Source organism: Streptomyces koelreuteriae (genome assembly GCF_018604545.1).
Taxonomy (GTDB): domain Bacteria; phylum Actinomycetota; class Actinomycetes; order Streptomycetales; family Streptomycetaceae; genus Streptomyces; species Streptomyces koelreuteriae.
This window is the reverse complement of sequence record NZ_CP075896.1, coordinates 393,381-419,589: the sequence shown is the minus strand read 5'-3', so window position 1 is coordinate 419,589 and position 26,209 is coordinate 393,381. Positions and strand designations below refer to the sequence as shown.

Annotated in this window: 22 protein-coding genes; 9 read left to right on the top strand and 13 right to left on the bottom strand. The window is 72.1% G+C overall.

The window, feature by feature from the left end; translation table 11 throughout:
- Positions 1-3: 3 nt before the first annotated feature.
- Entirely contained in the window at positions 4-1,260 is a 1,257-nt protein-coding gene (locus KJK29_RS01830; RefSeq protein WP_215124109.1) for an arsenic transporter, read from the bottom strand.
- Between the two features lie 66 nt (positions 1,261-1,326).
- Positions 1,327-3,714 (bottom strand): SpoIIE family protein phosphatase, encoded by a 2,388-nt coding sequence (locus tag KJK29_RS01825; protein ID WP_215116816.1) that lies wholly within the window; start codon positions 3,712-3,714, stop codon positions 1,327-1,329.
- 257 nt (positions 3,715-3,971) lie between these two features.
- On the opposite strand from KJK29_RS01825, the gene KJK29_RS01820 reads away from it, so the two are divergent.
- The 3 genes from KJK29_RS01820 (at position 3,972) to KJK29_RS01810 (ending at position 10,311) form a co-directional block, all read left to right on the top strand.
- Complete coding sequence (locus KJK29_RS01820) at positions 3,972-7,061, top strand: glycoside hydrolase family 2 TIM barrel-domain containing protein (protein ID WP_215116815.1); 3,090 nt, start codon at positions 3,972-3,974, stop codon at positions 7,059-7,061.
- Between the two features lie 147 nt (positions 7,062-7,208).
- On the top strand, positions 7,209-9,452 hold the full coding sequence (locus tag KJK29_RS01815; protein WP_215116814.1) for a glycoside hydrolase family 9 protein: 2,244 nt from the start codon (positions 7,209-7,211) through the stop codon (positions 9,450-9,452).
- 67 nt (positions 9,453-9,519) lie between these two features.
- Positions 9,520-10,311, top strand: a complete 792-nt coding sequence (locus tag KJK29_RS01810) for an alpha/beta fold hydrolase (RefSeq protein WP_215116813.1) — start codon at positions 9,520-9,522, stop codon at positions 10,309-10,311.
- A gap of 9 nt (positions 10,312-10,320) precedes the next feature.
- Here the strand turns inward: KJK29_RS01810 and KJK29_RS01805 are convergent, their stop codons facing one another.
- Positions 10,321-11,253, bottom strand: a complete 933-nt coding sequence (locus KJK29_RS01805; RefSeq protein WP_215116812.1) for a sigma-70 family RNA polymerase sigma factor — start codon at positions 11,251-11,253, stop codon at positions 10,321-10,323.
- Between the two features lie 152 nt (positions 11,254-11,405).
- On the opposite strand from KJK29_RS01805, the gene KJK29_RS01800 reads away from it, so the two are divergent.
- The 3 genes from KJK29_RS01800 (at position 11,406) to KJK29_RS01790 (ending at position 13,975) form a co-directional block, all read left to right on the top strand.
- The gene (locus tag KJK29_RS01800; RefSeq protein WP_184587072.1) at positions 11,406-11,651 is read left to right on the top strand and encodes a hypothetical protein; all 246 of its coding nucleotides are present in this window, start codon (positions 11,406-11,408) and stop codon (positions 11,649-11,651) included.
- Between the two features lie 3 nt (positions 11,652-11,654).
- On the top strand, positions 11,655-12,032 hold the full coding sequence (locus KJK29_RS01795; RefSeq protein WP_215116811.1) for a toxin Doc: 378 nt from the start codon (positions 11,655-11,657) through the stop codon (positions 12,030-12,032).
- A gap of 314 nt (positions 12,033-12,346) precedes the next feature.
- Positions 12,347-13,975, top strand: a complete 1,629-nt coding sequence (locus KJK29_RS01790) for an RICIN domain-containing protein (protein ID WP_215116810.1) — start codon at positions 12,347-12,349, stop codon at positions 13,973-13,975.
- 34 nt (positions 13,976-14,009) lie between these two features.
- Here the strand turns inward: KJK29_RS01790 and KJK29_RS01785 are convergent, their stop codons facing one another.
- The 4 genes from KJK29_RS01785 to KJK29_RS01770 all read right to left on the bottom strand — a co-directional run bounded on the left by KJK29_RS01785 (position 14,010) and on the right by KJK29_RS01770 (position 18,319).
- A complete protein-coding gene (locus tag KJK29_RS01785; protein WP_215116809.1) occupies positions 14,010-15,179 on the bottom strand; it encodes a lactate 2-monooxygenase in 1,170 nt (389 codons plus the stop codon).
- A 76-nt stretch (positions 15,180-15,255) separates the two neighbouring features.
- Complete coding sequence (locus KJK29_RS01780; RefSeq protein WP_215116808.1) at positions 15,256-15,948, bottom strand: alpha/beta fold hydrolase; 693 nt, start codon at positions 15,946-15,948, stop codon at positions 15,256-15,258.
- A complete protein-coding gene (locus KJK29_RS01775; protein WP_251057671.1) occupies positions 15,945-17,489 on the bottom strand; it encodes a purine-cytosine permease family protein in 1,545 nt (514 codons plus the stop codon). The genes KJK29_RS01780 and KJK29_RS01775 overlap by 4 nt, the downstream gene beginning before the upstream one ends.
- Positions 17,490-17,761: 272 nt before the next feature.
- Positions 17,762-18,319, bottom strand: a complete 558-nt coding sequence (locus tag KJK29_RS01770) for a hypothetical protein (RefSeq protein WP_215116806.1) — start codon at positions 18,317-18,319, stop codon at positions 17,762-17,764.
- 324 nt (positions 18,320-18,643) lie between these two features.
- Here KJK29_RS01770 and KJK29_RS01765 point away from each other — a divergent pair, with 324 nt between their 5' ends.
- Complete coding sequence (locus tag KJK29_RS01765; RefSeq protein ID WP_215116805.1) at positions 18,644-19,078, top strand: protease inhibitor; 435 nt, start codon at positions 18,644-18,646, stop codon at positions 19,076-19,078.
- Positions 19,079-19,232: 154 nt separating this feature from the next.
- Here the strand turns inward: KJK29_RS01765 and KJK29_RS01760 are convergent, their stop codons facing one another.
- The 5 genes from KJK29_RS01760 to KJK29_RS01740 are packed head-to-tail and all read right to left on the bottom strand — an operon-like array spanning position 19,233 to position 22,373.
- A complete protein-coding gene (locus KJK29_RS01760) occupies positions 19,233-19,439 on the bottom strand; it encodes a CDGSH iron-sulfur domain-containing protein (RefSeq protein WP_184587059.1) in 207 nt (68 codons plus the stop codon).
- Positions 19,420-20,073 (bottom strand): HemK2/MTQ2 family protein methyltransferase, encoded by a 654-nt coding sequence (locus KJK29_RS01755; protein ID WP_215116804.1) that lies wholly within the window; start codon positions 20,071-20,073, stop codon positions 19,420-19,422. The genes KJK29_RS01760 and KJK29_RS01755 overlap by 20 nt, the downstream gene beginning before the upstream one ends.
- Positions 20,074-20,093: 20 nt before the next feature.
- A complete protein-coding gene (locus tag KJK29_RS01750; protein ID WP_215116803.1) occupies positions 20,094-21,107 on the bottom strand; it encodes an iron-containing redox enzyme family protein in 1,014 nt (337 codons plus the stop codon).
- Between the two features lie 41 nt (positions 21,108-21,148).
- Positions 21,149-21,337, bottom strand: a complete 189-nt coding sequence (locus KJK29_RS01745) for a hypothetical protein (protein ID WP_215116802.1) — start codon at positions 21,335-21,337, stop codon at positions 21,149-21,151.
- A gap of 25 nt (positions 21,338-21,362) precedes the next feature.
- Complete coding sequence (locus KJK29_RS01740; protein ID WP_215116801.1) at positions 21,363-22,373, bottom strand: Ppx/GppA phosphatase family protein; 1,011 nt, start codon at positions 22,371-22,373, stop codon at positions 21,363-21,365.
- Positions 22,374-22,506: 133 nt separating this feature from the next.
- Here KJK29_RS01740 and KJK29_RS01735 point away from each other — a divergent pair, with 133 nt between their 5' ends.
- Both KJK29_RS01735 and KJK29_RS01730 read left to right on the top strand, forming a co-directional pair.
- Positions 22,507-22,848: an ArsR/SmtB family transcription factor gene (locus tag KJK29_RS01735; RefSeq protein ID WP_215116800.1), complete on the top strand. Its 342-nt coding sequence runs from the start codon at positions 22,507-22,509 to the stop codon at positions 22,846-22,848.
- A gap of 6 nt (positions 22,849-22,854) precedes the next feature.
- Positions 22,855-23,382 carry an SRPBCC family protein gene (locus KJK29_RS01730; RefSeq protein WP_215116799.1) on the top strand — a complete coding sequence of 176 codons (528 nt, stop codon included), beginning with the start codon at positions 22,855-22,857 and terminating at the stop codon, positions 23,380-23,382.
- Positions 23,383-23,386: 4 nt separating this feature from the next.
- Here KJK29_RS01730 and KJK29_RS01725 read toward each other — a convergent pair whose 3' ends face one another.
- Positions 23,387-26,209: an NHLP bacteriocin export ABC transporter permease/ATPase subunit gene (locus tag KJK29_RS01725; protein WP_215116798.1), complete on the bottom strand. Its 2,823-nt coding sequence runs from the start codon at positions 26,207-26,209 to the stop codon at positions 23,387-23,389.

The window sequence follows — 26,209 nt, the reverse complement described above, 5'->3', positions numbered from 1 at the left end:
GACTCAGCCCCCGACGACCGCCAGCGACAGCCACAGCGCCACCACGGCCGGCACCAGCGCGGCGGGCACCGCGAGCAGCCCGAGCCGGGTGAACTCCCCGAGCTCGACGCGGTGCCCGTGCCGCTGCACGATCCGCCGCCACAGCAGGGTCGCCAGCGAACCGGCGTAGGTCAGATTGGGGCCGATGTTCACGCCGAGCAGCACCGCCAGCACGGCTCCGGGACCGGCCCCGGCGGTCAGCGGCAGCAGCACCAGCACCGCGGGCAGGTTGTTGATGAGGTTCGCCAGGACGGCGGCCAGCGCGGCCACGCCCAGCAGCGCGAGCAGGCCCGAGCCGTCGGGCAGCACACGGTGGAGGGCGTCGGCGAGGCCGTTGTCGACGACCGCGCGAACGACGACGCCGAGCGCGAGGACGAACGCCAGGAAGGCCGGGGCGGCGGAGCGCACCACCGTCAGCGGGGTGGCGCGCCGCCGCAGCAGCGCCCGCCCGGCCAGCACCAGCGCACCCGCCAGCGCGGCCCACGCCGGTGCGATCCCGAGGGCGGAGGCCACCACGAATCCGGCGAGGGTGCAGCCCACCGTGACCAGGGCGAACAGCGGCAGCTCAGGAGGCCGCTCGGGGTCGGCGGCGGGGAGCGGGGCGACCAGTTCCCGGGCGAAGAACCGCCGGAAGATCAGGTACTCGGCGGCGATCGCGACCAGCCAGGGCAGCGCCATCAGCGCCGTGAACCGGGTGAAGCTCAGCCCGCTCGCCGCGAAGGCGAGGAGGTTGGTCAGATTGGAGACCGGCAGCAGCAGGGACGCGGTGTTGGACAGGTGCGCGCACGCGTAGAGGTGCGGCCGGGCCTCGACGCCCATCCTGGTGGCGGTGGCGAGCACGACCGGGGTCAGCAGGACGACCGTGGCGTCCAGGCTGAGCACGGCCGTGATGACGGAGGCCAGTGCGAACACCGCGGTCAGCAGCCGCCCGGGACGCCCCGCCGCCCAGCGGGCCATCCATGCCCCGCACGCCCTGAAGAGTCCCTCCACGTCGCAGAAGTGGGCGAGCACCAGCACGGCCGCGAGGAAGCCGACCACGGGCCCCAGCCGCTGGATCTCCTCCCACGCGTGCGCGGGCGAGATCACGCCGACGGCGACCGCGAGCCCGGCGGCCGGAACCGCCAGTACGGCCTCGGGCAGCCCCTTGGGACGGACGACGGCCCAGACGAGCACCGCGGCCAGCAGCGCCACGGACAGGACTTCGGCGAGCGGGGTGTTCAGGGCGAGGTCCTCCGGAGCGCGTTACAGGCGGTGCCCGCCCATGAAACCAGGCTCCGGTAAGAACGCTCACATCGCGTCGAGCATCGTCAGCTCCGCCCAGATCGTCTTGCCGTCCGCGGTGTGCCTGCTGCCCCAGCGCTGGGTGAGCTGGGCGACCAGGAGCAGACCGCGGCCCCCCTCGTCCCAGGTCTTGGCCCGGCGCAGATGCGGGGCCGTGTGGTTGGTGTCGGACACCTCACAGATCAGCGTGTCCGCGTCGTGGATCAGCCGTAGCCGGATGGGCTTGGCTCCGTAGCGGATGGCGTTGGTGACCAGCTCGCTCACCACCAGCTCCGCGGTGAACGTGGCCTCGATCAGCCCCCAGCGGTCGAGCTGCTCGACGACCTGCTTGCGGATGGGGGCCACCAGCGCCGGGTCGGCCGGGATGTCCCAGGTCGCGACCTGGGAGGACGGCAGACCCCGGGTGCGGGCCAGCAGCAGGGCCACGTCGTCGGCGGAGCCGCCCGCGGGGAGCAGCGCCTGCAGCACGCGGTCGCAGACCTCGTCCAGCGAGCCGGCGGTCGCCGACAGGGCCTCGCGCAGCATCCGCTGGCTCGTGTCGACGTCCCGTTCGCGGCTCGCGAGGAGCCCGTCCGTGTGGAACGACAGGACACTGCCCTCCCGCAGCTCCACCTCGGCGCTCTCGAACGGCAGTCCCCCGACACCGAGCGGGGGACCGGAGGGCAGGTCGAGCTGCCGCGCCGGGCCGTCCGGTGGGACCAGGAAGGGCTGCGGGTGCCCGGCCCGGGCCAGGGTGCAGCGCCGCGACACCGGGTCGTACACCGCGTAGAGGCAGGTCGCCCCGACCTCGCCGGTACCGGCCGCGTCTTCGCCGCCGGACTCCTGGGACAGCCGGACGACCAGGTCGTCGAGGTGGGTGAGCAGTTCGTCGGGGGCCAGATCGATGTCGGCGAGGGTGCGGACGGCGGTGCGCAGCCGGCCCATGGTGGCCGAGGCCTGGATGCCGTGGCCGACGACGTCCCCGACGACCATGGCGACCCGCATCCCGGACAGCGGGATCACGTCGAACCAGTCGCCGCCCACACCGGTGCGGGTGGCGGGCAGATAGCGGGAGGCCGCCTCCACCGCGGCGGTGCGCGGCAGATGCCGGGGCAGCAGACTGCGCTGCAGCGTGAGGGTCGTCTCCCGCTCGCGGGAGTAGCGGCGCGCGTTGTCGATGCAGACGGCGGCCCGGGCCGTGACCTCCTCGGCCAGCAGCACATCGTCGTCCGTGAAGTCCTCGGTGCGCCGAAAACGGGTGAACACCGCGACCCCGAGGATGGTGCCCCTGGCCTGGAGCGGGACGGACATCGTGGAGTGGATGCCGTACTCGCGGACCCGGCGGAAGCGGACCGGATCCCAGGCGAGCCACCGTTCGAGGTCCTCCTCCGATCCCGAGGCCACCACCGCGTGGCCCGCGATCAGCGAGGCGGCCTGCGGGGAGGCATCCGGGTAGATCTCGACCTGCCCCGGCTTGGTGACGGCCTCGGGGCTGCCCGAGTTGATCGACTGGTGGGCGGCCCGGCGCAGACCCACCGGCGGGACGGGCGGCCCCGCGGACTCGCCGCCGTGCTCCCGGGTGTCGAGCAGGTCGACGCTGACGAAGTCGGCGAGCGCCGGCACGCACACGTCCGCCAGCTCCTGGGCCGTACGGGTGACGTCGAGGGTGGTGCCGATGCGCACGCTGGCCTCGTTCACCAGTTGCAGCCGCTCCCGCGCCCGGTACTGGTCGCTGAAGTCGTGGGCGGTCACGCACACGCCCCGCACCTGGCCGGACGGGTCGGTGAGCGGTGCGATCCGGGCCAGCCAGGCGTGCGCGCCCCGGGACTCGCCGCTGGCCTTCATGTACGTCTGCATGTCCTGCCGGTGGCCGGTGCTCAGCACCCGGCGCAGATTCTCCTCGAGCTCGGTGTTCTGCGGCCGGCTGCCGATGTCCGTGGGTCTCAGACCCCGCAGACGGTCGGCGGGCATGCCGAGCAGATCCGCCATGGCCTCGTTGACGCCGCGCAGCCGCAGCCCCTCGTCGAAGATCATCGTGGCGCAGGGCGACTGGGTGAGGGCCGCCCGCACCAGCGGGTCGTCCTCCGGCCCCAGGTCGTCGGCCTCCGGCGGGGACACCGCGAACCACTCGGACGCCTCGCCCTCCGGCGGTCTGCGGTGGGCGAGCACCCACACGGACACCGTGCGGCCGTCGCGGTGACGCAGCGCGAGCATGCCGCTCCAGCGGGCGTCGTGGGGCGCGGGTGGCGCGGTGGCGTCGTCGGCCAGCAGCTCGGCGGCCGGGCGGCCCACGACGTCGGCGGACGTGTGGCCCAGGAGGCGGCGGGCCCCCTCGTTCCACCCGGTGAGCGTGCCGTCGGCGGCGATGACGACACGGGCGGCCACGCCCTCGTCCAACGGCTCGTCCGGGGTCATCGTCGCCACTCCATACGGACACTCACAGTGATCAGAGCAGTCGCTTGAGTTCCAGCCTAGTCCGTAGGCGCCCGTCGTGAACCGGTAACCCCGGCAGCGCCCGGCCGTGCGGGGCCGGGGCGTGATTCCGGCCGATGTGACGCCTGGGGCAGAAGGACGTTGCCGCACCCTTGACGGCCCTGTGTGACACCTCGACAGAATCTGTTTGTTCACGATCAGTTGTGAGTAGTTCTGGGTATTGATGAGGGAGAGCCGTCATGTCGGTCACGCGCAGATCGGTCCTGCTCGCCTCCGCGGCCGCGCCCGCGGCCGGAGCGCTGCTCGGCTCCCCGCAGGCGTGGGCCGCCGAGGAGGCGCGCGGCGGGTCCGGTCGCAGCACCGTCGCCCTGCGCGACGGCTGGCGCTTCGCGCTGGTCGACCCGGGCGGCATCACCGACCCGACCGGCGCCTACGCCGACGCCGCGCTGCCCGGCCACGACGACTCCGGGTGGCGCGAGGTCGCCGTCCCGCACGACTGGAGCATCGAGCAGGCCCCCACCACCGAGCACGGCACCACCAGCGGCACCGGCTTCCTGCCCGGCGGCCTCGGCTGGTACCGCCTCGCCTTCACCCTGCCGCCCGCCCTGGCGGGGAAGCGGATCTCGGTGGAGTTCGACGGCGTCTACATGGACTCCCACGTCTACTGCAACGGCACGGAGGCCGGCCGCCACCCCTACGGGTACACCGGCTTCGCCTTCGACCTCACCGACCTGGTGCACACCGACGGCAGCACCGAGAACGTGCTCGCGGTCAAGGTCCAGAACCGGCTCCCCAGCAGCCGCTGGTACTCGGGCAGCGGCATCTACCGCGAGGCACGCCTGGTGATCACCGAGCCGGTGCACGTGGCCCGCTGGGGCACCCGCGTCCTCACCCCCGAGATCTCCGCCGAGCGGGCCGTCGTACGGATCGACACCACGGTCGTCGACGCGTCGGGCGCGGGCGCGGACGTCGAGGTCGTCTCCCGGATCGTCGACCGGAAGGGCCGCACGGTCGCCCGTACCTCCTCCACGGTCACCGTCACCGACGAGAAGACCGAGACCCACGAACTCACCGTCAGGCAGCCGGAGCTGTGGGACATCGAAGCCCCGCACCGCTACACCCTGCACACCGAACTGCGCGTCGGCGGCCGGACCACCGACACCTACCGCACGCCCTTCGGCTTCCGCACCTTCCGCTTCGACCCGGACGAGGGCTTCTTCCTCAACGCCACCCACCACAAGCTCAAGGGGGTCGACCTCCACCACGACCTGGGCGCCCTGGGCGCCGCCGTCAGCAAGGACGCCGTCCGCCGTCAGATGCTCATCATGAGGTCGATGGGCGTCAACGCCTTCCGCACCTCCCACAACCCGCCCTCCCCGGAGATGATCGAGGTCTGCGAGGAACTCGGCATCGTCATGCTGGTGGAGGCGTTCGACTGCTGGAAGAGCCCCAAGACGCGCTACGACTACGGCCGCTTCTTCGACGAGTGGGCCGACAAGGACATCGCGGAGATGGTCCTGGCCGCCCGCAACTCTCCCGCCGTCCTGATGTGGTCCATCGGCAACGAGGTCAGCGAGTTCACCTCCACCGCCGGTCTCGCCATGGCCGACCGGCTCATCGCCGCCATCAAGGCCCACGACGCCACCCGCCCGGTCGTGATCGGCTCCCACCGGCACCGCAGCGTGCCCGCCCCGGGCTCTCCCGGCGATCTGATCCTCGCCAAGATCGACGGCCTCGGCCTCAACTACAACACCGCCAAGTCGGTGGACGCCCTGCACGCCCGCTATCCCAAGCTGTTCCTGTTCGAGTCGGAGTCGTCCTCGGAGACCTCCACCCGCGGCGCCTATCAGGAGCCCGAGCACCTCAACACCGGCGAGAACCACACGCCGGGCAAGCGCGCGACCTCCTCCTACGACAACAACCTCGCCTCCTGGACCATGAGCGGCGAGTACGGCCACAAGAAGGACCGGGACCGCGAGTGGTTCACCGGGCAGTTCCTGTGGTCGGGCATCGACTACATCGGCGAGCCCACGCCGTACGACGTCTTCCCGGTCAAGGCCTCCTTCTTCGGCGCGGTCGACACCGCGGGCTTCCCGAAGGACATGTACTACCTCTTTCAGAGCCAGTGGACCGAGCGGCCGATGGTCCATCTGCTCCCGATGACCTGGAACCACGCCGAGGGCGACACGGTCGAAGTCTGGGCGTACGCCAACGTCGACACCGTCGAGCTGTTCCTCAACGGAAAGTCGCTGGGCGTACGGCGGTTCGACACGAAGAAGACTGTCGACGGCCGCGCGTACCTGGAGACCACCGAGGCGACCGGCGACGACAAGACCTTCACCGACGGCCCCTGGCCCGGCAGTTACACCAGCCCGAACGGCAGCGCCGGAAAGCTGCACCTGACCTGGAAGGTGCCCTACGAAGCGGGGGAGCTGAAGGCCGTCGCCCGCCAGGGCGGCAAGAAGGTCGCCACCGACGTGCTGCGCACCGCCGGCGCGCCGCACGCGATCCGCCTGACGTCCGACCGCGATTCCACCGCCGCGGACGGCCGTTCGCTGGTCTTCGTGACCGCCGAGGTGGTCGACCGGCGCGGCGTGGTGGTGCCCGGCGCCGAACACCTGCTCTCCTTCGAGGTGGCGAACGGCTCCCTGGCCGGGCTCGACAACGGCCGCCAGGAGAGCGCCGAGCGCTACCAGGCGAGCACCCGCACCGCCTACCACGGCAAGGCCCTCGCCATCGTCCGCTCCGGCACGCGGACGGGCACGGTGAAGGTGACCGCCCGCGCCGACGGCCTGCGCACCGGCACGGCGATGGTACGCGCCACCCCGGCCCGGGACCGGGCCGAGACGACCCCGCCCGCCTTCGAGCCGGAGCATCCGGCTCCCCTGGACCACCCGCACGCGGACGCCAGTTACTCGGGCCGCCCGGACACCCTGCCCGCCGCCATGCTCGACGGCGATCCGGCCACGGGCTGGTCCAACGGCTTCTCCAAGCAGGCCACGGCCCTGCTGCCCGCCTTCGACGGGGCCCGCGGCGAGGACTGGGTCTCGGTCGACCACGGGCGCACCCGCGGCTTCGACCGGGTGGACGTCTCCTTCACGGTGGACGCCACCCACAGCCTGCCCGCGGCCATCGCGGTGGCGGTGTGGGACGGCCGGGCCTGGCGGGCCGCCCGGGACACCGCGATCGACTGGGCCACCGCCTCCGACGCCCCCACGGTGATCACCTTCGAGTCCGTCCGCGGCACCCGGATCCGGCTCACCCTGACGAGCGGCCACCCCGACGAGACGCGGGGCGCGATACGCATCAGCAGGCTGGACACCGTCTAGTCCGCACTGGTCCGGACGGGTGACGGACAGCCAGTCCCGTCCGGACCGTTGACGGAGTGTCACATCAGCCACAACCATGGCGGGCATCCGTATCTGGGAGCGCTCCCATGGCGAGCGTCACCCGCCCCTCTCCAGAGGAGCCCGGACGTGAAACGACGCAGAACCGCCCTGCTGTCCCTGACGGCCCTCCTGGCGACCGCGCTCACCGCGCTGCCCTCCGCACCGGCCGGGGCCGAAGAGGTCGAACAGGTCAAGAACGGCGCCTTCGACACCACCACCGCCCCATGGTGGACGACCAGCAACGTCACCGGGGGCCTGTCCGACGGCCGGCTCTGCGCCGACGTACCCGGCGGCACCACCAACCGCTGGGACGCCGCCGTCGGGCAGAACGACATCACCCTCGTGAAGGGGGAGTCGTACCGCTTCTCCTTCAGCGCGACCGGCACGCCCGCCGGGCACGTGGTGCGGGCGATCGTGGGCCTGTCGGTGTCCCCGTACGACACCTACTACGAGGTGACACCGCAGCTCAGCGTCTCCGGCGACCGCTACTCCTACACCTTCACCTCGCCCGTCGACATGGCCCAGGCGCAGGTCGGCTTCCAGCTCGGCGGCAGCGCGGACGCCTGGCGCTTCTGCATGGACGACGTCTCGCTGCTGGGCGGCGTCGCGCCGGAGCCGTACGAGCCCGACACCGGCCCCCGGGTCCGCGTCAACCAGGTCGCCTATCTGCCCGCCGGGCCGAAGAACGCCACCCTGGTCACCGACGCCACGGCGAAGCTGCCCTGGGAGCTGAGGAACGCCCGCGGCACCGCGGTCGCCCGGGGCACGACCGTGCCGCGCGGGGTCGACGCCTCCTCCGGGCAGAACGTCCACTCGATCGACTTCGGCGCGTACCGCACGAAGGGCACCGGCTTCACCCTGGTCGCCGACGGCGAGACCAGCCGTCCCTTCGACGTCGACGCGAGCGTCTGGGAGCGGCTCCGCCTCGACTCGGCGAAGTACTACTACACCCAGCGCAGCGGCATCGAGATCCGCGAGGACCTGCGGCCCGGGTACGGCCGCCGGGCCGGTCACGTGGGCGTGGCACCCAACCAGGGCGACACCGCCGTGCCGTGCCAGCCGGGCGTGTGCGACTACAGCCTCGACGTCAGCGGCGGCTGGTACGACGCCGGCGACCACGGCAAGTACGTCGTCAACGGCGGCATCTCCACCTGGGAGTTGCTGAGCACCCACGAACGCGCGCTCCACGCCCGCACCGGCGACGCCGGCAAGCTCGGCGACGGCACGCTCGCCATCCCCGAGAGCGGCAACAAGGTCCCGGACATCCTCGACGAGGCCCGCTGGGAGCTGGAGTTCCTGCTGAAGATGCAGGTGCCCGCCGGTAAGCCGCTGGCCGGCATGGCCCACCACAAGATGCACGACGAGCAGTGGACCGGGCTGCCGCTGCTGCCGAGCGACGACCCGCAGAAGCGCGAACTGCACCCGCCGTCCACCGCGGCCACCCTGAACCTGGCGGCCACGGCCGCGCAGGCGGCCCGCCTGTACCGGTCCTACGACAAGGCGTTCGCAGACAAGGCCCTGGCGGCCGCCCGCACGGCCTGGTCGGCGGCGCTCGCCCACCCCGACCGCTACGCCTCCGAGAGCGACGGCGTCGGCGGCGGCGCCTACCCCGACAGCGACGTCACCGACGACTTCTACTGGGCGGCGGCCGAGCTGTATCTCAGCACGGGGGAGAAGCAGTTCGAGGAGTACGTCCTGAAGTCCCCGGTCCACACGGCCGACCTCTTCAAGCCCCTCGGCTTCGACTGGGCCCGCACCGGGGCGGCGGGCCGACTCGACCTCGCGACGGTGCCGAGCAGGCTGCCCGGCCGGGACAAGGTCCGTGAGTCCGTCGTCAAGGGCGCCGACCGCTACCTGGCCACCCTGAAGGACCACCCCTACGGCATGCCCTACGCGCCCGACGGCAACAAGTACGACTGGGGCTCCAGCCACCAGGTCCTCAACAACGCCGTCGTCCTCGCCACCGCGTACGACATCACCGGCGCCTCGAAGTACCGCGACGGAGCGCTGCAGAGCATGGACTACATCCTCGGCCGCAACGCGCTGAACCTCTCCTACGTCACCGGCTACGGCGAGGTCAGCGCCCAGAACCAGCACAGCCGCTGGTACGCCCGCCAGCTCGACCCCGGCCTGCCCAACCCACCGCGCGGCACCCTCGCCGGCGGGCCGAACTCGAGCATCCAGGACCCCTACGCACAGAGCAAACTCCAGGGCTGCGTCGGACAGTTCTGCTACATCGACGACATCCAGTCCTGGTCGACCAACGAGCACACGATCAACTGGAACGCCGCCCTGACCCGGATGGCCGCCTTCGTGGCGGACCAGGGGTAGGGAGCTGCCCGGTGCCGGGGGAGTCCGCCGACAGGACGCCCCCGGCACCCGCGCGTAGCCTGGTCACATGCACGCGGTGCGAGTAGACGGCGTCGAGGTCGCCTACGACCGGGTGGGCTCGGGCCCGCCCCTGGTACTGGTGCACGGCGCCACCGCGGACGCCCGCGTCTGGCGCGGCCAGATCGCCGACCTGGCCGACGCCTTCACCGTGGTCGCCTGGGACGAACCGGGAGCCGGCCGCTCCTCCGACGTACCGCCCTCCTTCACCCTGGCCGACTACGCCCGCTGTCTGGCGGCGGTCGTCAAGGACGTGGGGCTCGGACCGGCCCATGTCCTGGGCCTGGCCTGGGGCGGGACCATCGTCCTGGAGTTCTACCGGCACCACTCCGATCTCGTCAGGACGCTGCTCCTCGTCGACACCTACGCCGGTTGGAAGGGATCACTGCCCCCGGCGGAGGTGCGGGCGCGGGTCGAGGGGGCCGAGCGGGTGCTGGCGGTCCCGGCCGAGGACTTCGCGCCGACCATGCCGGGCCTGTTCGCGGGCGAGCCGCCCGCCCAGGCCGTACGCCTGATGTCGGTGATGTCGGCCGAGACACGCCCCCAGACCATGCGGACCGAGCTCACCGTCATGGCCGAGGCCGACCAGCGCGACCTGCTGCCCGGGATCACGGTGCCGACGCTCCTGCTCTGGGGCGAACTCGACTCGCGCTCCCCGGTGGAGCAGGTCGCCCACCCGTTCCTGGCGGCGATCCCGCACGCCACGCTGGTCGTGCTCCCGGGCGTCGGGCACCTCAGCAACATCGAGGCCCCGGAGGCCTTCAACCGGACCGTCCGGGAGTTCTGCCGCTCCCGGACCTGAGCGGGCCCCTCACGCCTTCCCCTCCATCAGGTGGGTGAGCTTGTCCGGATTGGCCACGACATAGATGCCGGACACCCGGTCGCCCTCCGGGGTGAGGTCCAGCACCAGGACGGCGAACGGGGCGTTCCCGTCGAACAGCACGGCGGCGTCGTCGCCGTTGACGCGGCGATAGCGCCAGACGGGATCGCGCGGGCCGCCGCGCCCGGACGTGAGCAGGCGGGCCACCTTGTCCCGGCCGTGCACCGGGCGCAGGCTCGCCGGCCTGCGCTTGCCGCCGGCGTCCGTCCACGCCGTGACGTCCGGCGCGAGAACCTCCATCAGCTCGGCGATGTCGCCGCCGAGCGCCGCCCGCACGAACCGCTCGGTCGCCTCCCGTCGCACCCGCGGACGCGCCTCGTACCGCGGCCGCCGCGCCCGCACATGCTCCCGGGCCCGGTGCGCCAACTGCCGTACGGCGGCGGGGGAGCGGTCGATGACCTCCGCGATCTCGGCGTGCGGGTAGCCGAACACCTCGCCCAGGACGAACACGGCCCTCTCCAGCGGGGTCAGCGACTCCAGGACGACCAGCATCGCCAGCGACACCGACTCGGCGCGCAGGGCGGGCCCGTCGGCGGTGCCGGCCTCGTCCTCGGCGACCAGCGGCTCGGGCAGCCACTGGCCGACATAGGTCTCCCGCCTGCGGCTGATCGCGGCACGGCGGCGCAGCGCGTGGTTGACCGCCGCCCGCACGAGATAGGCGCGGGGGTTGTCGACGCCCGCCAGGGGAGCGCCGCCGCCCCGGGCCGTGAAGGACAGCCAGGTCTCCTGCAGGACGTCCTCGGTGTCGGCGACACTGCCGAGCACGTTGTAGACGATGCCGAACAGCAGCTCGCGATGGTCGACGAACACCCCGGTCGCCTCGTCGGCCGGGGCGTCGGTGCCGGGTGCGGTGATCTCGGTCATGCGTGGACCTCCCAGTAAGGCGTTCACCACTGGGACCGGGGCAGGGGCCCGGAATGTGACATCGCCGGGGTCGCGCCGCCGCACGGTACCGTCTGATTCCTCTCTGACCTGGGGATATTTACGAGTCAGTACCCGAGCGGTACCTTGAGGGCATGCCAGCTCTCAACGTGGAGTTCAGCGACCGCGAGCTTGAGGACCTGCGGCAGATCGCCAAGGAGCGCGGTACGTCGATGAAGGCGCTCGTGCGGGAGGCGGCCGCGGCCGACATAGCGCGCCACCGGGCGCTCCAGGAGGGCGCGGAGGCCTTCCGCAGGTTCTTCGCGACCCACGCCGACGAGTTCGCCGCGGCCTTCCCGGACGACGAACCGCCCGCGAAGGACGAGGGGCGGGCCGCCTGACCGATGGCACCCGTCATCCATATCGACGTGCCCTGGCTGCTGCAGCGTCACGAGGAGGTCCTGCCGGACCAGCCCACCGTGAACGACTTCTCCGCGCTGGTCGCCGCCGTCGCCCGGCACCGGGTCGACCCGCCGCGCCTCGGGGTGGACTCCGACCCGGCCTGGCGGGCCGCCGCGCTGCTGCACACCATCGCCGTGCTCCGGCCGCTGCCCGCGGCCAACGCCCGCTTCGCCTGTGCGACGGCCGTGGCGTACATGTTCGTCAGCGGCGTCGGCATCGACCCGCCCTACGGCGCCCTCGTCGATCTCGCCCGCGATCTGATGTCGCACACGACCGATGTCTACGGTGCGGCGGACCGGCTGCGGTCCTGGCAGATCTGACCCGATTCACACAGCGCGCACGGAAATGTCGAAAACGGGTGCGAGCAGCGTACGCGCGTTCCCGTTTCTGACTTTCTGTCAATGGGCCGGATGTTGCACGGGCGCCTTGTTGGCCGTGTGGGGGTTGTGCAAGAGTGAAACACACGTGCGGGGGGAATGGCCGGGTGTCGCACGTGATTTGTGAACCGGGTCCGATTCACCGCCGGTGAATTCGCACCTCCCGCGCCGCGCCAGAAAAGGTTCGCACCCACCGGGCTCCTTTTTCGGCGGCAGGACTTCTGTGTGTCACCTGCGCGTGGGAAGGAACCATCTCAGTGCCCACCCCCCACCCCCCTCGTCCTCCGTATCCCCCGCCCGGCGGGGATCCCGGGGAATCCGATGAAGCACTCGCCGCCCCGCTGAGAGGCAGCCCGGAGGGCGAGGTCGCCGCCCATTCCGTCGCGCTGCTGATGGCACGGCACTGGCAGCCGGTGCACGACTACGCGGTCATCTGTCTCGCCTCGTCGGCGCAGGTCGCCGCCATGGTGACCGGGACCGCCTTCCACCGGACCCTCAACCGCGTCGCCTTCGGCGACTCGGCCGTCGCGCTGCGCCCGGTCCTTCTGGTGACCGTGCGCGACACGATCCGGGAGTGGTCGGGCGACGATCGAATATCCGCCGTTCTGCCGGCGCTGCAGAAACCGGCGGGAGGGCGGGGGCTGCGCGCGGCGACGTCCATGACGCCCGATAATCGGGCACTCGCGGAGCGGGCATTCCAGGCACTTCCCTCCGCCGCGCGCTGTTTGCTCTGGCATGTCGAGGTCGAGGCAGATCCTTTAAGCGTCCCCGCCGGCCTGCTGGGCATGGATGCCGACATCGCGTCGGCCGCTCTCGAACAGGCGCGTGACAAATTCCGCGAGGGTTGTGTACATGCCCATCGGGAACTCGCGCCCACCCATGATTGCCGGTTCTACAACCGCCTCCTGGACGTCCCGATCCGCCGGGGCGGCGCTCTGCTTCCGGACGTCCAGGAGCATCTGGCTCAGTGCCGCTACTGCCGGAACGCGGCCGAGCAACTGAGCCATTTCGAGGGCGCTCTCGGCCCGCTCATCGCCGAAGCGGTGCTCGGCTGGGGCGCGCGCCGCTACCTCGACTCGCGTCCGGGCCGGGCCTCGCACGGCACCCGGAGCGGTCGCGGCGGCCGACGCGGCGGCGGGCGGTCCGCGAACGCGCGCCACCGTCTGCTGTCCAGGATCCCCCTGCCCGCCCGCCGGATCCCGGGCGTGCGGATCCCGGACGCGCTGCGCTCCTCCCGGGCGCTGCTCTCGGGCGTCGGCGCGGTGTCGGCCGGGGTGCTGGCGACGGTACTCATCATCAGCGCGTCCTCCTACGACGGCGGCCAGGCCGACCCGGCCGGTTCCAACAGCGCCGCCGGCGGCAAGGGCGGCGGTTCCGTGACCCCGCCGGACACGGCCGGGCTGCCCACGGCACCGGGCGTGACGCGGCTGCGCAACGCGGGCGCCGACCTGTGCCTCGACATCCGGGACCTGCCGAAGGAGGGCTCGGGGGCGAAACTGGCCTCGTGCTCGACGGCGTGGACCCAGCAGTGGACCTACGAGAACGACGGGCTGCTGCGCAGCATCGCCGATCCCGGGCTGTGCCTGGACTCGCACAAGGACGCCGGCGTCGTCGTCCTCGGCACCTGCGCCGAGGAGTACGCCGAGCGCGGCGAGGACGTGCGCTACGACCTCACCGTGCAAGGGGAGTTGCTGCCCCGCTGGGACGAGCAGCTCGCCCTCACCTCCACCAACGACGACCCGGAGGCCGACATCGTCGTCAAGGTCCGCGACCGGTCCGAGGAACAGCGCTGGCAGCCGGAGCCCGTGCCCACGGCGGCGGGTTCCCTGTCGATCGCGGAGGAGGAGATCCCGACGGCGCGACAGGTGACAGCGCCGAAGGGCTGAACGGCCGCGCGGTGAACTCGGCCTCGCCCACGCCTCAGCCCGGCTGCGTCGTCACGTCGGCCGGGGAGACCGTCGCAGGCGTGGCGTGGCCCGACAGGGCCAGGGTGAGGTCGAGTTCGGCCAGCAGGCAGCGGATGACGTGTTCGACGCCGGGCTGCCCGTCGAGGCCGAGACCGTAGACGTACGGGCGTCCGACGAGCACCGCCCGCGCGCCCAGGGCGAGGGCCTTGAAGATGTCGTCGCCGGTGCGGACGCCGCTGTCGAAGAGGACGGTGATCCGGTCGCCGACCGCGTCCACGACCCGGGGCAGCGCGTCGGCGGCGGCCACGGACCCGGCCACCTGGCGGCCGCCGTGGTTGGAGACGACCACGCCGTCCATGCCCGCCTCCGCGGCCAGCCGGGCGTCGTCCGGGTGCAGGACGCCCTTGAGGACGATCGGTCCGTCCCAGTTCTCCCGCAGGAACGCCAGGTCCGGCCAGGACTTGGCCGGATCGGAGAACATTCCGACGAAGTGCATCACGGCCGCGTTCGGATCCTCGTGCACCGGCTTGGCCAGACCGGCCCGGAAGGCCGGGTCCGAGAAGTAGTTGGCCGTGCCGACGCCGTGGAGGAAGGGCAGATACGCCTGGTCCAGGTCGCGGGGCCGCCACGACAGCAGCGGGGTGTCCAGGGTGACGACGAGCACGCTGAACCCGGACGCCTTAGCGCGGCCGAGGAAACTGCGGGCCACCTCCGGGTCCTTGGGCCAGTAGAGCTGGAACCACCGCTCGGCGTCGCCCATCGCCTCGGCGACCTGCTCCATGGGGGTGCTCGACGCGGACGACAGGATGTACGGCACCCCCTGCGCGGCGGCGGCCCGGGCCGCGGCGGGTTCCGCCTCCGGGTGCATGATCGACAGCACGCCGACCGGGGCCAGCGCCAGCGGGGCGGGCAGGGCGCGGCCCAGCACCTCCACCGACAGATCCCGGCTCTGCACGTCCCGCAGCATGCGCGGCACGATCCGCCGACGCTCCAGGGCCGCCCGGTTGGCGCGGGCGGTGCTGCCGTTCCCCGCGCTGCCCGCCACATAGCCGACCGGGCCCGGCCCGAGCCGCTGTTCGGTCAGCTCCTCCAGCCGGGTCAGATCGGTGGGCAGGCGCGGCACGGCACCCGTCATCCCGTTGAGATAGATCTCGTACTGGAAGTCCGCCCAGTGCTTCGCCATGACGTCCGTCCCGCCTCTCGTCGCTGAGAACGCGCAGTACGCCGACCATACCGACCGGTAGGCAAGGCGGGAGCGGTCAGGGCCGGGCAGTCGACTCGTGCAGGACGCGTGCCAGTTCGCGCGGCCGGGTGAACATCGGCCAGTGGCCGGTGTCCATCTCGATCAGCTCCCAGCTCTCGCTCCTGAGCAGCTCGGCCACCACGGGCATCGGCTCCTCGCCGTCGAGCAGGCACTTGACGTACGTCGCCGGGAGCTCGCCCAGGGGGCGGGTGAGCTCGGCCGGGCCGGTGAGCGTGGCACCGGGGTGCGGGGTCGAGTTCACGATCCGGGCGATCTGCTCGTCCGTCAGCCCCTGTCCCGTGTATTCCTGCGCGCCGAGCGGCGGCCAGTACCCGTCGTGGTCGGCGATCGACTGTCGTACGTCTTCGCTCGGCCAGCCCGACAGGAACGACTCCCCGTCCACCGGTACGTTCGCGTCGACGAACACCACACGCCGCAGCCGGTCACTGATCCGCTCGGCCGCCTGCCCGACCGGGACACCCGCGTAGCTGTGCCCGACCAGCACGACGTCCCGCAGATCGAGCCGCTCGACCTCGTCGACGATGTCCCGGACGTGCGTCTGCTGCCCCGCCGGCAGCTCCCGCTTCTCGGCGAGGCCCGACAGGGTCACGGGATGCACCTCGTGCCCGGCCGCGCGCAGCTCGCCCGCCACCTCGTCCCACGCCCATGCCCCGAGCCATGTCCCCGCCACCAGCACGAAATCGGTCATGCGGGCAACGTAGCCGAGGGGTCTGACAACGCCCCCTCGGCGCCGGGCCCCGTGATCGGTGGTACCGGTACCTCGACGGTCCGGGCCAGCCGGGCGCCCTCGGGGCCGTATACCGCCCGGGGTTCGGGGAACAGCCGCAGCAGGGCCAGGAACAGCACCGCGGCCACGACCAGGGACAGCGGCAGGCTGATGTCGACACCGCCCGCCAGGTCGCCGAGCGGGCCGACGAACTGCCCGGGGATGTTGGTGAAGAGCACGCCGAGCACGGCCGCCACCCACCAGGCGGTCATGCCCCGCCAGTTCCAGCCGTGCGCGAACCAGTAACGGCCGCCGCGCTGACGACGGTTGAAGACCTGCAGCGCCTCCGGGTCGTACCAGCCGCGCCGCGTCCAGTAGCCCAGCATCATCACGACCATCCACGGCGTGGTGCAGGTGATGATCATCGTGGCGAAGGTCGAGATGGAGCGGACGAGGTCGAGGCCGAACCGGCCGGCGAAGATGAACGCGATCGACAACGCGCCGACCAGCAGCGTCGCCTGGACCCGGGACAGCCTCGGGAACACGGACGAGAAGTCGAGCCCGGTGCCGTACAGCGCCGTCGTGCCCGTCGCCATGCCGCCGATGAGCGCCAGCAGGCACACCGGCAGGAAGAACCAGCCCGGCGAGATCGCGAGCAGCCCGCCCACGAAGTCCGGGGCGGCCGGGTCGACGTACTCCGGCGCCTTGGCCGCGATGACGCTGGCGGTCGTCAGGCCGAACAGGAACGGCAGCAGCGTCGCGAGCTGCGACAGGAACGCGGCCCCGACCACCTTCCGGCGCGGGGTGCTCGCCGGGATGTAGCGCGACCAGTCGCCGAGGAACGCCCCGAACGACACCGGGTTCGACAGCACGATCAGCGCCGCCCCGATGAACGACGGCCAGAACAGGTCCCTCGTCGCCGCGTCCGCCGACTCGGTGAAGACGCCCGCGTACGACGGGTCGAAGTCACCCCCGAACGCCACCGCGCCGAGCAGGAACAGCACGCTCGCCGAGGTCACCGCGATCTTGTTGACGAACAGCATGAACCGGAAGCCGTACACGCACACGGCGAGGACCAGCACCGCGAACAGCGCGTAGGCGACGGCGTAGGACAGGTCGTCCCGGGCGAGGCCGAAGAGCCGGTGGGCGCCGCCGACCAGGGCGTCTCCGGAGCTCCACACCGAGATGGAGAAGAATGCGACGGCCGTCAGCAGGGACAGGAACGAGCCGACCACGCGGCCGTGCACACCGAGGTGCGCGGACGACGAGACGGCGTTGTTGGTGCCGTTGACCGGGCCGAACACCGCCATCGGGCACAGGATCAGCGCGCCCGCGACGACCCCGAGGAGGGTGGCGGCGAGGCCCTGCCAGAAGGAGAGGCCGAACAGGATCGGGAAGGCGCCGAGGACGCAGGTGGAGAAGGTGTTGGCACCGCCGAAGGCGAGCCGGAACAGGTCCAGCGGGGTCGCGGAGCGCTCGGCGTCGGGGATCCGGTCGACGCCGTGGGTCTCGACCTCCGTCACGGAGGGGGGAGACGCGGCGGGGGAGGGGTGGTCGGCGTCTGCGGGGCGTTCGGCCGGCGAGGGCAAGAGGGCTCCAGCGGGGACGGGGCGGCGGAGCGCGAGGTGACGCGGCTGCTGGGCGGACGGCCGCCCGCCGGCGCCGGGGTGTGCGGCGGCGCGCGGATGCCGTCCTCAGGGGGGTCTGCCGACCGTAAACGATCAAGGGCGGGCGACGCCAGAGGACGGTTCATCCATTCCCGGCGGTGCTGTGGGACGTTTCCTCCACTCCTCGGTCACTCCTCGTCGCCAGCGGGCGGGGTGCGGTCCGTCTCGGCGTCCGGACCCTGAGCCCGCACCCGCTGCACGTGTTCGAGGGAGTCGCGCAACTCCGCGAGCCAGTCGTCCGTATGACGCTGGACCAGACGCACGCACCAGGCCAGCGCGTCGCTGCGGCTGCGGGCGACGCCGCCGGCGATCAGGGTGTCGAGGACCTGGCGCTCCGGCTGGCGCAGCCGCGTCATCACCGGCGCGGCCACGTGCGTGAAGAGCGCGCGCCGTCCGCCGCACTCCACGCCCCAGGACACCTTCCGTCCGAAGCGGTGCTCGGCCTCCCGGGCCACGGCCATCCGCTCCTCACGGGTGCGCTCCCGGAACTCCCGCACCCGGCTCTCCAGGGCTGCCTCCCGTTCGGCGTCCGGAGCGTCCTGAGTCAGCCGGGGTTCGGGGATGCGGCCGATCACGGTGATCTCCTCGCGGTCGACCGTGAGCTCGGTCAGTTCCTCGAAGAGGTCGTCGGGGATGCGGCCGGCGAACCAGCCGCGCAGCTTCTCTCGCTGTTCGTTCGTAATCATGTAATGACGATTACTCGGCCGGAGCATGAACACAAGGGGCCGCGAAGTGGTCGGCTGAGAGCGGAATCGGAATGTTTCAGGCCTATTAACGAACAACCCGAAATCGGCCATCTGGCCGCTTCGTGCCGCCGGGGGCCGTGCGGTTACGGGCTTCACGCGCCCGGATTCCGTAACTTCACGCCACTGATTCAATACGCAATGTTACTGAAACCGGTGGGGTCGATGTGTGTTTCGGCGGTGGACTCGGCAGACTCGCGCTCGCCGATCCGGCACCGAACGAGCATGGATCGGCACACCCTGTAATCGAGCGGAAGGATGCACACAATGCGGAACACCGCGCGCTGGGCCATGACCCTCGGCCTGACGGCCACCGCCGTCTGCGGACCCCTCACCGGGTCCGCGCTCGCCAGTCCGGGTCAGGCCCCCACCGCGCTCTACGCCCCGTCGGCCCTCGTACTCACGGTGGGCCACGGTGAGAGCGCGATCGCCGTGACCCCGGAACGCGCGGTCACCCTGACCTGTGCCCCGAAGTCCGGCGGCACGCACCCGGCGGCCGGCTCGGCCTGTGCGGAACTGCAGGGCGTCGGCGGGAACATCGACGCCCTGACCGTCCGGGACGGAGTGATGTGTACGAAGCAGTACGACCCCGTGGTCGTCACGGTCGACGGTGTCTGGCAGGGCCAGCGCGTCTCCTATGAGCGCACGTTCTCCAACGACTGCGTGAAGAACGCCCACGGCTCGGGCCTCTTCGCGTTCTGAGACCGGGATCGCGCCGTTCCCGTGAAAGAGGCGGCCCGTTGCTGGGGAGCCGGGTTGCCGTAGCGGGGATCTGCGATCTCGTACAAGGGGGCCGGCGGGCGGAGTGGGGCCGCCCGCCGGCCCCCGGGCTTTGCCCCGGGGGCCCGCCCCCGGGTCACGCCCGGTCGCGGTGGCTCGTGTCGCACCACGGGTAGCGGCGGCTGCGGCGGCAGGTGCACAGGGCCACGCGGAAGCGGTCGGAGCGGACGACGGAGCCGTCCTCCAGCTCCACCTCCACCGGGCCCTCCACCAGGAGCGGACCCTTGCGCTGGACGGTTACGCGCCGCGGCGGCGCTGATCGGTCAGACGGGGAGTTCGGCACGGACGACCACCAGCTCTTCCTCGTTCTCGGCGGCGGACAGCAGTCCCCGCCCCCGAAGCCAGCGTTCCCGGCCGCGCAGCACCGGCCCGAACGCGATCCGGTGCCGGCGCGTCACCGCCGCCTTCAGGCCCGACACGCGCAGCCTCCCGACGGTCAGGTCCGGGTCGCTCAGCGCCGACTGCACCAGCAGAAGCACCCCGCCCGGACGCAGCAGGGCGGGCATCTCCCGGCAGATCCGGTCGACGACCAGCCGTCCGTCCCCGCCCGCGTCCCAGGCGCGGGCCGCGCCACGCGGCGTCCGGTCGCCCCTCGGCGCCGGCACGTACGGCGGATTGGCCAGGATCAGATCGAACGTCTCCCCGCGCACGGGATCGAAGAGATTCCCGTGCCGGATACGGAGGGGGAGTCCCGCCAGCCGGGCGTTCAGCCGCGCGGCCCACACGGCGCTCCGGGACACGTCCACGGCTGTCACCCGAAGACCGCGGCGCGCGGCCTCCAAGGCCAGGGCGCCCGTTCCGGTGCCCACGTCGAGAACCTCCGCGCCCGGAGGCAGCGGCTCGTCGGACAGGGCACCGGCCAGCAGCTCGGTGTCCTCCTGCGGGGCGTAGACGCCCGGGGGTGCCAGTGGGTTCACGCCCCTCGAGTACCCCGTATTCAGGAGATATGGGTTGCTTCCTGTGCAAGGGGTGCACACAGTGACGAACGTGACGCGCGCCAGTCGGTGAGCAGCCGGGTGCCGAAGCGGTCCTCGACGAACTCGGTGGCGTCGATCCCGAAGGTGACATCGGGGGCGAGGTGCGGCTCCCGCTCCAGCAGACCGCCGATGACGTCGTGGCGCACCACCTGCTCGTGCACCGCGTCGGCCTCGACGTGCTCGTCGTAGAAATGCTCGGCCGCGGGTCCGGCGCCCGTGCAGCGCATCGCCTCGGCGAGCCGCCGCGACCCCGGTGACGAGGTGATCTCGACCGCCGCGAAGTGTCCGACCAGGGCGCCCCTGAGGGCCCGGTGCAGACCGAAGAGGGACATGAGGTTCACCGTGACCAGGGCCTCGGCGGTCGCCGCGTCGAGGTAGCGGCCGTAGGCGCTGTCCAGGCCCAGGCCCGTCATCAGGTCCGCGTACAGCCGCGCGTGCACGCGGTCGGCCCGGCCGCCGCCCCACTCGTCGAACTCCACCGCAGCCATCGCCGCCTTCGCCCGGCCCCACAGCCGCGGCAGCACCCAGGCGTGCGGGTCGGCCTCCTTGAGGTGGTACAGGGAGCGCAGGGCCGCGTACTCGCGCACCTGCCACAGCTCGCCCTCGTCACACAGGAAGTGGGTGACACCCGTGCCGTGGACGGGCTCGACCAGCAGGCCTTCCAGTGCCTCGTCCAGGCTGTCGTTGACCCGGGCGTCGGTGCGCAGCGCGGACAGGAAGCGGTGCTCCAGGGCCGCCCGGGTGCGCAGCAGGTCAGGGTCCCACTCCAGCTCCGGGGCCACTCCCGCGAAGCCGCGGTAGTGCAGCTCGTAGCAGAGGTACAGGGCGAGCTGGAGATCGTCGCCGTACACCTCGGCCCGGTCGACCTCCTCGCGGCGGGGCAGCCGGCCCCCGCCCCGCAGGTACGCCTCGACGCCCCTGCTCAGCGGGCCGCGCGGGGTGGGCGGGCGCGGTTCGTCGCGGTCGTGCTCCATGCGCGCCGGGTACCCGGGCGGGGCCCGGTCACCCGCCCGCGTCACTCTCCCTCCGACTCCTCCTGCGCACGCTCGTTCGGTGTGACGGCGTCGCCGGCCTCACCCCGGTGACGCCGCTGCCGCGCGGATTCCTCGGCGCGGTTCTCGGCGTCCTCTATCTCGCGCAGGACCTCCTCCAGGGCCGTCTCGGGCTGCCCGCCGGAGGCGTCCTGGTTCTCGTCGTGCGACATGGGGTTTCCTCTCCGCGTTCTGTGATCAGTGGGCCGCGGCGGCGGCGATGCGCAGCGGCACCGGGTCAGGAGGGGCGGCCTCCTCGTTGCGGCGGGTCACCTCCGCCCACCAGGACGGACCGTCCTCGATGTGCCGCAGCAGCACGCCCTCGCGGATCGCCCAGGGGCAGACCGTGACGGATCTGATGCCCGTCAGCTTCATCGCGGTGTGCGCGACCACCGCGCCGGCCAGGCTCTGCGCGGCCCGAGGCGCGGAGATACCGGGCAGGCGCGCGCGTTCGGAGGCGGGCAGGGCGGACAGTGTCGTGATCGCCTCCCGCAGCCCCGCGCGGTGCAGCTCCCGGTCCACGAACGGGCCGTGGCGTCCGGGCGCGGCGCCGCACAGCCGGCCCAGCTGCTGAAAGGTACGGGAGGTGGCGACCGCGGTACGCGGCCCCTCCCAGCGGATCCGTGCCGCGACGTCCCGCAGCTGATGGCGGACCCTGCGGCGCAGCGCCCGCACCAGCTCCGGCGACGGCGGGTCCTCCTCCTCGAAGAACTCGTGGGTGAGCCGCCCCGCGCCCAGCGGCAGCGACGCCACGAAGTCGGGCAACCGGCCGCGTCCGAAGGCGACTTCCAGTGATCCGCCGCCGATGTCGAGCAGGGCCAGCGGCCCCGACCGCCAGCCCATCCAGCGCCGGGCCCCGAGAAACGTCAGCTCGGCCTCGACCTCACCCGGCAGGGTGCACAGCTCCATGCCGGTACGGGCGCGGACGATGTGCAGCACCTCGTCCCGGTTCGGCGCGTTGCGCACCACGGCCGTCGCGAAGGCGAGCGGACCGGCCGCACCCCACCGGGTGGCGGTCCGGCCCGCCTCGGCGACCGCGTCGACGAGTTGCCCGACCGCCTGCTCAGGGATGGGTTCCCCCGGTGCGACCTGTTCGGACAGCCTGAGTCGCCACTTGGAGGTGTGCACCGGCAGCGGCACACCGTCCTGAGCGTCCGCGACGACCAGTCTGACCGTCTTCGATCCCACATCCACCACGCTGATTCGCATGGAGCGGGGGTACCCAATTACGCGGCGGAGCAACGGAAGTTGTGCGCGCAGTGCGGCGAAGTCATGCCATCGGACACGGGCACCCTGGTCGTATTCCTTGACTGGAATATAACGGCAGAGGCATATTGGAGGCATGTCCGACGCCGCCCTCTGGACCGCCCTCGCCGACCCCCACCGGCGGGCCATCGTCGCGCTGCTCCTGGAGCGGCCCCGGGCCGTCGGTGAGATCGTCGAGGCGTGCGGACTGAGCCAGCCGAGCACCTCCAAGCACCTGAAAGTGCTGAGAGAGGCAGGACTCGTCCGGGTCCGGCAGGACGCGCAGCGCCGTGTCTACGCCCTCGACCCGGGCCCGATCGCCGCGCTCGACGCCTGGCTCGCCCCGTACCGCGCGCTCTGGAACGAGCGCCTCGACGTGCTGGGACGCCGCCTCGACGAGACGCCGGACACCACGGAACCACCCGCACCGAAGGACTGATCCGCCATGGCAGCCGAACTCACCGGCACCTATCTGACCCTGGACGACGGCCGCCCCGCCGTCCGCTTCACCCGCACCTACGACCACCCCGTCGACCGCGTCTGGCAGTTCGTGACCGACCCGGACGAACTGGAACGCTGGTTCCCCTCCCGCGCCGAGATCGAGCTGCGCCCCGGCGGCACGGTCAGGTTCAGCGGCGACCCGCACATGGCGGACTCCACGGGCCGGGTCGTCGCCGTCGACCCGCCCCGGCACCTGTCGTTCGAGTGGGGCGGGGACGAACTGCGCTTCGACTTGGAGGAGACCGAGGACAAGCGCACCCGACTCACGCTCACCAACGTCCTCCAGGCCCAGGATTCCGCAGCCCGCAACGGCGCCGGCTGGGAGGTGTGCCTGACCGCCCTGGACGCCAGGGCGCGCGGCGAGCGTCCCGCCGGTCCGCACGCCGGGGCCGACGCGCCCTGGCGGGAGCTGTACGCCGCCTATGTAGCGGCCGGGGTGCCCTCCGGCGCCCCGGTGCCCGGGGCGGAGTGACCTCTCACGCCATCTGGCGCCGCACCAGCTCGTGCAGCCGGCCGCTGGTGTCGGCGAGCAGCTGAGCGGGCGGGCCCTGCTGGATGACCTTGCCGTCCTCCATCACCACGACCCGGTCGGCGTCCATCACCGTGGACAGCCGGTGCGCGATGACGACCCGGCTCGCGTTGAGCGCCTTGGTGCTCTCGATGACCGTGCGCTGCGTCTCGTTGTCGAGGGCACTGGTCGCCTCGTCGAAGAAGAGGATCCGCGGCCGGCGGATCAGCGCCTGCGCGATCATCAGCCGCTGACGCTGACCGCCGGAGACCGCGCCGCTGCCCGAGACGATGGTGTGCAGCCCCATCGGCATCCGCTTGATGTCCTCGGCCAGGCCCGCCATCTCGGCCGCCGCCATCGCCTCCTCCGGCGTGTACGGCTCGGTCCCGCAGATGACGTCCAGGATCGAGCCGGTGAACGGCTGCGCGTGCTGGAGCACCACACCGCACTGGCGGCGCACCGCCGACTGGTCGAGAGCCCCCAGGTCCTGCCCGTCGTACAGCACGCTGCCCGACAGCGGCCGGTCGAAGCCGATCAGCAGGCGCAGCAGCGTCGACTTGCCGCAGCCGCTGGGGCCGACGACCGCGACGAACTCGCCCGGCTTCACCTCGAACGACACCTCGTCCAGGATCAGCGGACCGTCGTCCGAGTACCGGAAGGACACCCGCCGGGCCTCGATCGCGCCCGACAGCGGACCCGGCCGGGTGCTCGCGACGCGCACCTCCGGCGTCGCGTCCAGCACCGGCCTGATCTCCTCGAACAACGGCAGCGCCGCCACCGCGGAGACGAACGAGCCGGTCAGCTGGGTGACGGCGGTCAGCACCATCGTCACCGAGGTGTTGAAGGTGAGGAACGCGGCCGCCGACATCGAACCCCGGGCCGGGCCGGCCAGCAGCATGAACATCAGCAGCGTGCACAGCGGCAGATACACCGCGCCCAGCACCGTCGAGAGGTTCTTGATGCGCCCGACCTTCTGCTGGAGCTCACGGCTGCGCGCGAACTCCGACGCCCACGCGGCGTACGCGTAGTTCTCGGCGGCGGCCACCCGCAGCTTGGGCAGACCGCGCAGGGTCTGGAAGGCCTGGTTGTTCAGCTTGTTGGAGAGCACCACCAGCCGCCGCTGCCAGCGCACCTGCCACAGTCCGAGCCCCAGGAACACGGCCGCGATGACGACGAGCATGCCGATCGCGGCCATCGCCATCGGCACGCTGAACCACAGCAGCAGCCCCAGGTTCATCGCCCCGATGGTCACCGACTGGGCGACCGTCGGCCCGACTCCCGCCAGCAGCCGGCGGATCGAGCTGATGCCCATGGCCGCGCTGGCCAACTCGCCGGTGGAGCGCTCGGTGAAGAACCGCGTCGGCAGTCTCAGCAGCCGGTCCCACACGGCCGGCTGGAGCGTGGCCTCGATCCGGCCCTCGATGCGCAGGATGGTGAGGTTCTGCAACAGCATGAAGGCCGCCGCCACCACGCTGCTGAGCATCACCGCCAGGCACACCTGCACGATCAGGTTCGTCTGCGCCTTCGGCACGAACTCGCCGAGCACCTTGCCCGTCGCGATGGGCACCATCGCGCCGATCGCCACCGTCACCAGGCCGCTCAGCAGCAGACCGGTCAGGTCGCCGCGCATGCCCTGCATACAGAACCGCAGCAGCCCGAGCGGGCTGAGCCCCCGCTCGGGAAGCGGACGGTAGAACATCACCGCACGCGGCTCGAACTCGTCCGCGTTGGCCTTCTCGACGGGCGTCTCACGCCCGGTGGACGGATGGACGGCGACATATCCGCCGCGCCGCCACAGCAATGCCACCGGCGCACCCGACAGGGCCCGGTGACCGACCAGCGGCCCGACGTTGTCCCGCCACCAGCGGCCGTCCAGGCGCACGGCCCGGGTACGGACCCGGGAGGCCAGCGCGACCTGCTCGACCGGGTCGAGGCGGTCGCCGCCGGTGCCCTTCTGGGTGGGCTCGGTGAGTTTGATCCCGGCCGCCTGGCCGACCAGCCTGCACGCCGCGTACGAGGCGTCGGCGTCCGCCGAGGTGGTCCGCTTCGAGGACCGCTTGCCGATGGAGGCCAGCAGCGTCTGGTCGGCCTGGGCGCGGACCGCCTCACCGGCCTTGATGCCCTCGGCCGTGCGCGTCTCGTGGGTGCGCTCCAGCTGCTCGATCCAGCGGTCCAGCGTGGTCAGCAGCCGGTACTGCTGGTCGACCATGCTCTGCCACAGGCCCGGGTCCATCAGCAGATCGGCCGCGGCCTCCGCGCCGTACAGCGAGCCGTACTGCACGCTGCCCGGCGGCACCTGCATCCAGAACACGTCGTCGTCCGTGGGCGCCGCGGCCCGCTCGGTCGCCATCGGCGCCTGGAACAGGATGGACAGACTGCGGCCGACGCCCAGGGCTAGCGCGTACTCCAGCGGAGACGTCGTCGGCGGCACGTACTGCGGATTGCCGTACTCGTCGTACGACCAGGTCGCGGTGTCGGCGGGCTGGTACAGCTCGCGCAGGCCGATGCGGTGCACCACGCAGTCCCGCAGCGGGCGGGCCACCAGCGTGTGCTGCGGGCCCGGCACCGGTCCGAGTACCAGCGAGCCCGGCTCGAGACGTCCCAGGTGATGCCAGTGGCCCTGCTCGCCGGCGTCCACCGCGAACAGGTCCACGGCGCCGGAGACGACGAGCCACAGCACCTGCGGCCCCTCCAGGTCGAGACGGTTGAACCCGGCGCAGTCGATGCGCGAGCCCATCTGCCCGAAGGCGCCCAGGACGAGGTCGCCCTCATGTCCCTGAACGGTCGTCAT

Coding starts and splice junctions, on each gene's coding strand:
- KJK29_RS01825 (WP_215116816.1), bottom strand. CDS start 3,714: ATGACCCCGGACGAGCCGTTGGACGAGGGCGTGGCCGCCCGTGTCGTC.
- KJK29_RS01820 (WP_215116815.1), top strand. CDS start 3,972: ATGTCGGTCACGCGCAGATCGGTCCTGCTCGCCTCCGCGGCCGCGCCC.
- KJK29_RS01810 (WP_215116813.1), top strand. CDS start 9,520: ATGCACGCGGTGCGAGTAGACGGCGTCGAGGTCGCCTACGACCGGGTG.
- KJK29_RS01805 (WP_215116812.1), bottom strand. CDS start 11,253: ATGACCGAGATCACCGCACCCGGCACCGACGCCCCGGCCGACGAGGCG.
- KJK29_RS01800 (WP_184587072.1), top strand. CDS start 11,406: ATGCCAGCTCTCAACGTGGAGTTCAGCGACCGCGAGCTTGAGGACCTG.
- KJK29_RS01795 (WP_215116811.1), top strand. CDS start 11,655: ATGGCACCCGTCATCCATATCGACGTGCCCTGGCTGCTGCAGCGTCAC.
- KJK29_RS01785 (WP_215116809.1), bottom strand. CDS start 15,179: ATGGCGAAGCACTGGGCGGACTTCCAGTACGAGATCTATCTCAACGGG.
- KJK29_RS01780 (WP_215116808.1), bottom strand. CDS start 15,948: ATGACCGATTTCGTGCTGGTGGCGGGGACATGGCTCGGGGCATGGGCG.
- KJK29_RS01770 (WP_215116806.1), bottom strand. CDS start 18,319: ATGATTACGAACGAACAGCGAGAGAAGCTGCGCGGCTGGTTCGCCGGC.
- KJK29_RS01765 (WP_215116805.1), top strand. CDS start 18,644: ATGCGGAACACCGCGCGCTGGGCCATGACCCTCGGCCTGACGGCCACC.
- KJK29_RS01750 (WP_215116803.1), bottom strand. CDS start 21,107: ATGGAGCACGACCGCGACGAACCGCGCCCGCCCACCCCGCGCGGCCCG.
- KJK29_RS01745 (WP_215116802.1), bottom strand. CDS start 21,337: ATGTCGCACGACGAGAACCAGGACGCCTCCGGCGGGCAGCCCGAGACG.
- KJK29_RS01740 (WP_215116801.1), bottom strand. CDS start 22,373: ATGCGAATCAGCGTGGTGGATGTGGGATCGAAGACGGTCAGACTGGTC.
- KJK29_RS01735 (WP_215116800.1), top strand. CDS start 22,507: ATGTCCGACGCCGCCCTCTGGACCGCCCTCGCCGACCCCCACCGGCGG.
- KJK29_RS01730 (WP_215116799.1), top strand. CDS start 22,855: ATGGCAGCCGAACTCACCGGCACCTATCTGACCCTGGACGACGGCCGC.
- KJK29_RS01725 (WP_215116798.1), bottom strand. CDS start 26,209: ATGACGACCGTTCAGGGACATGAGGGCGACCTCGTCCTGGGCGCCTTC.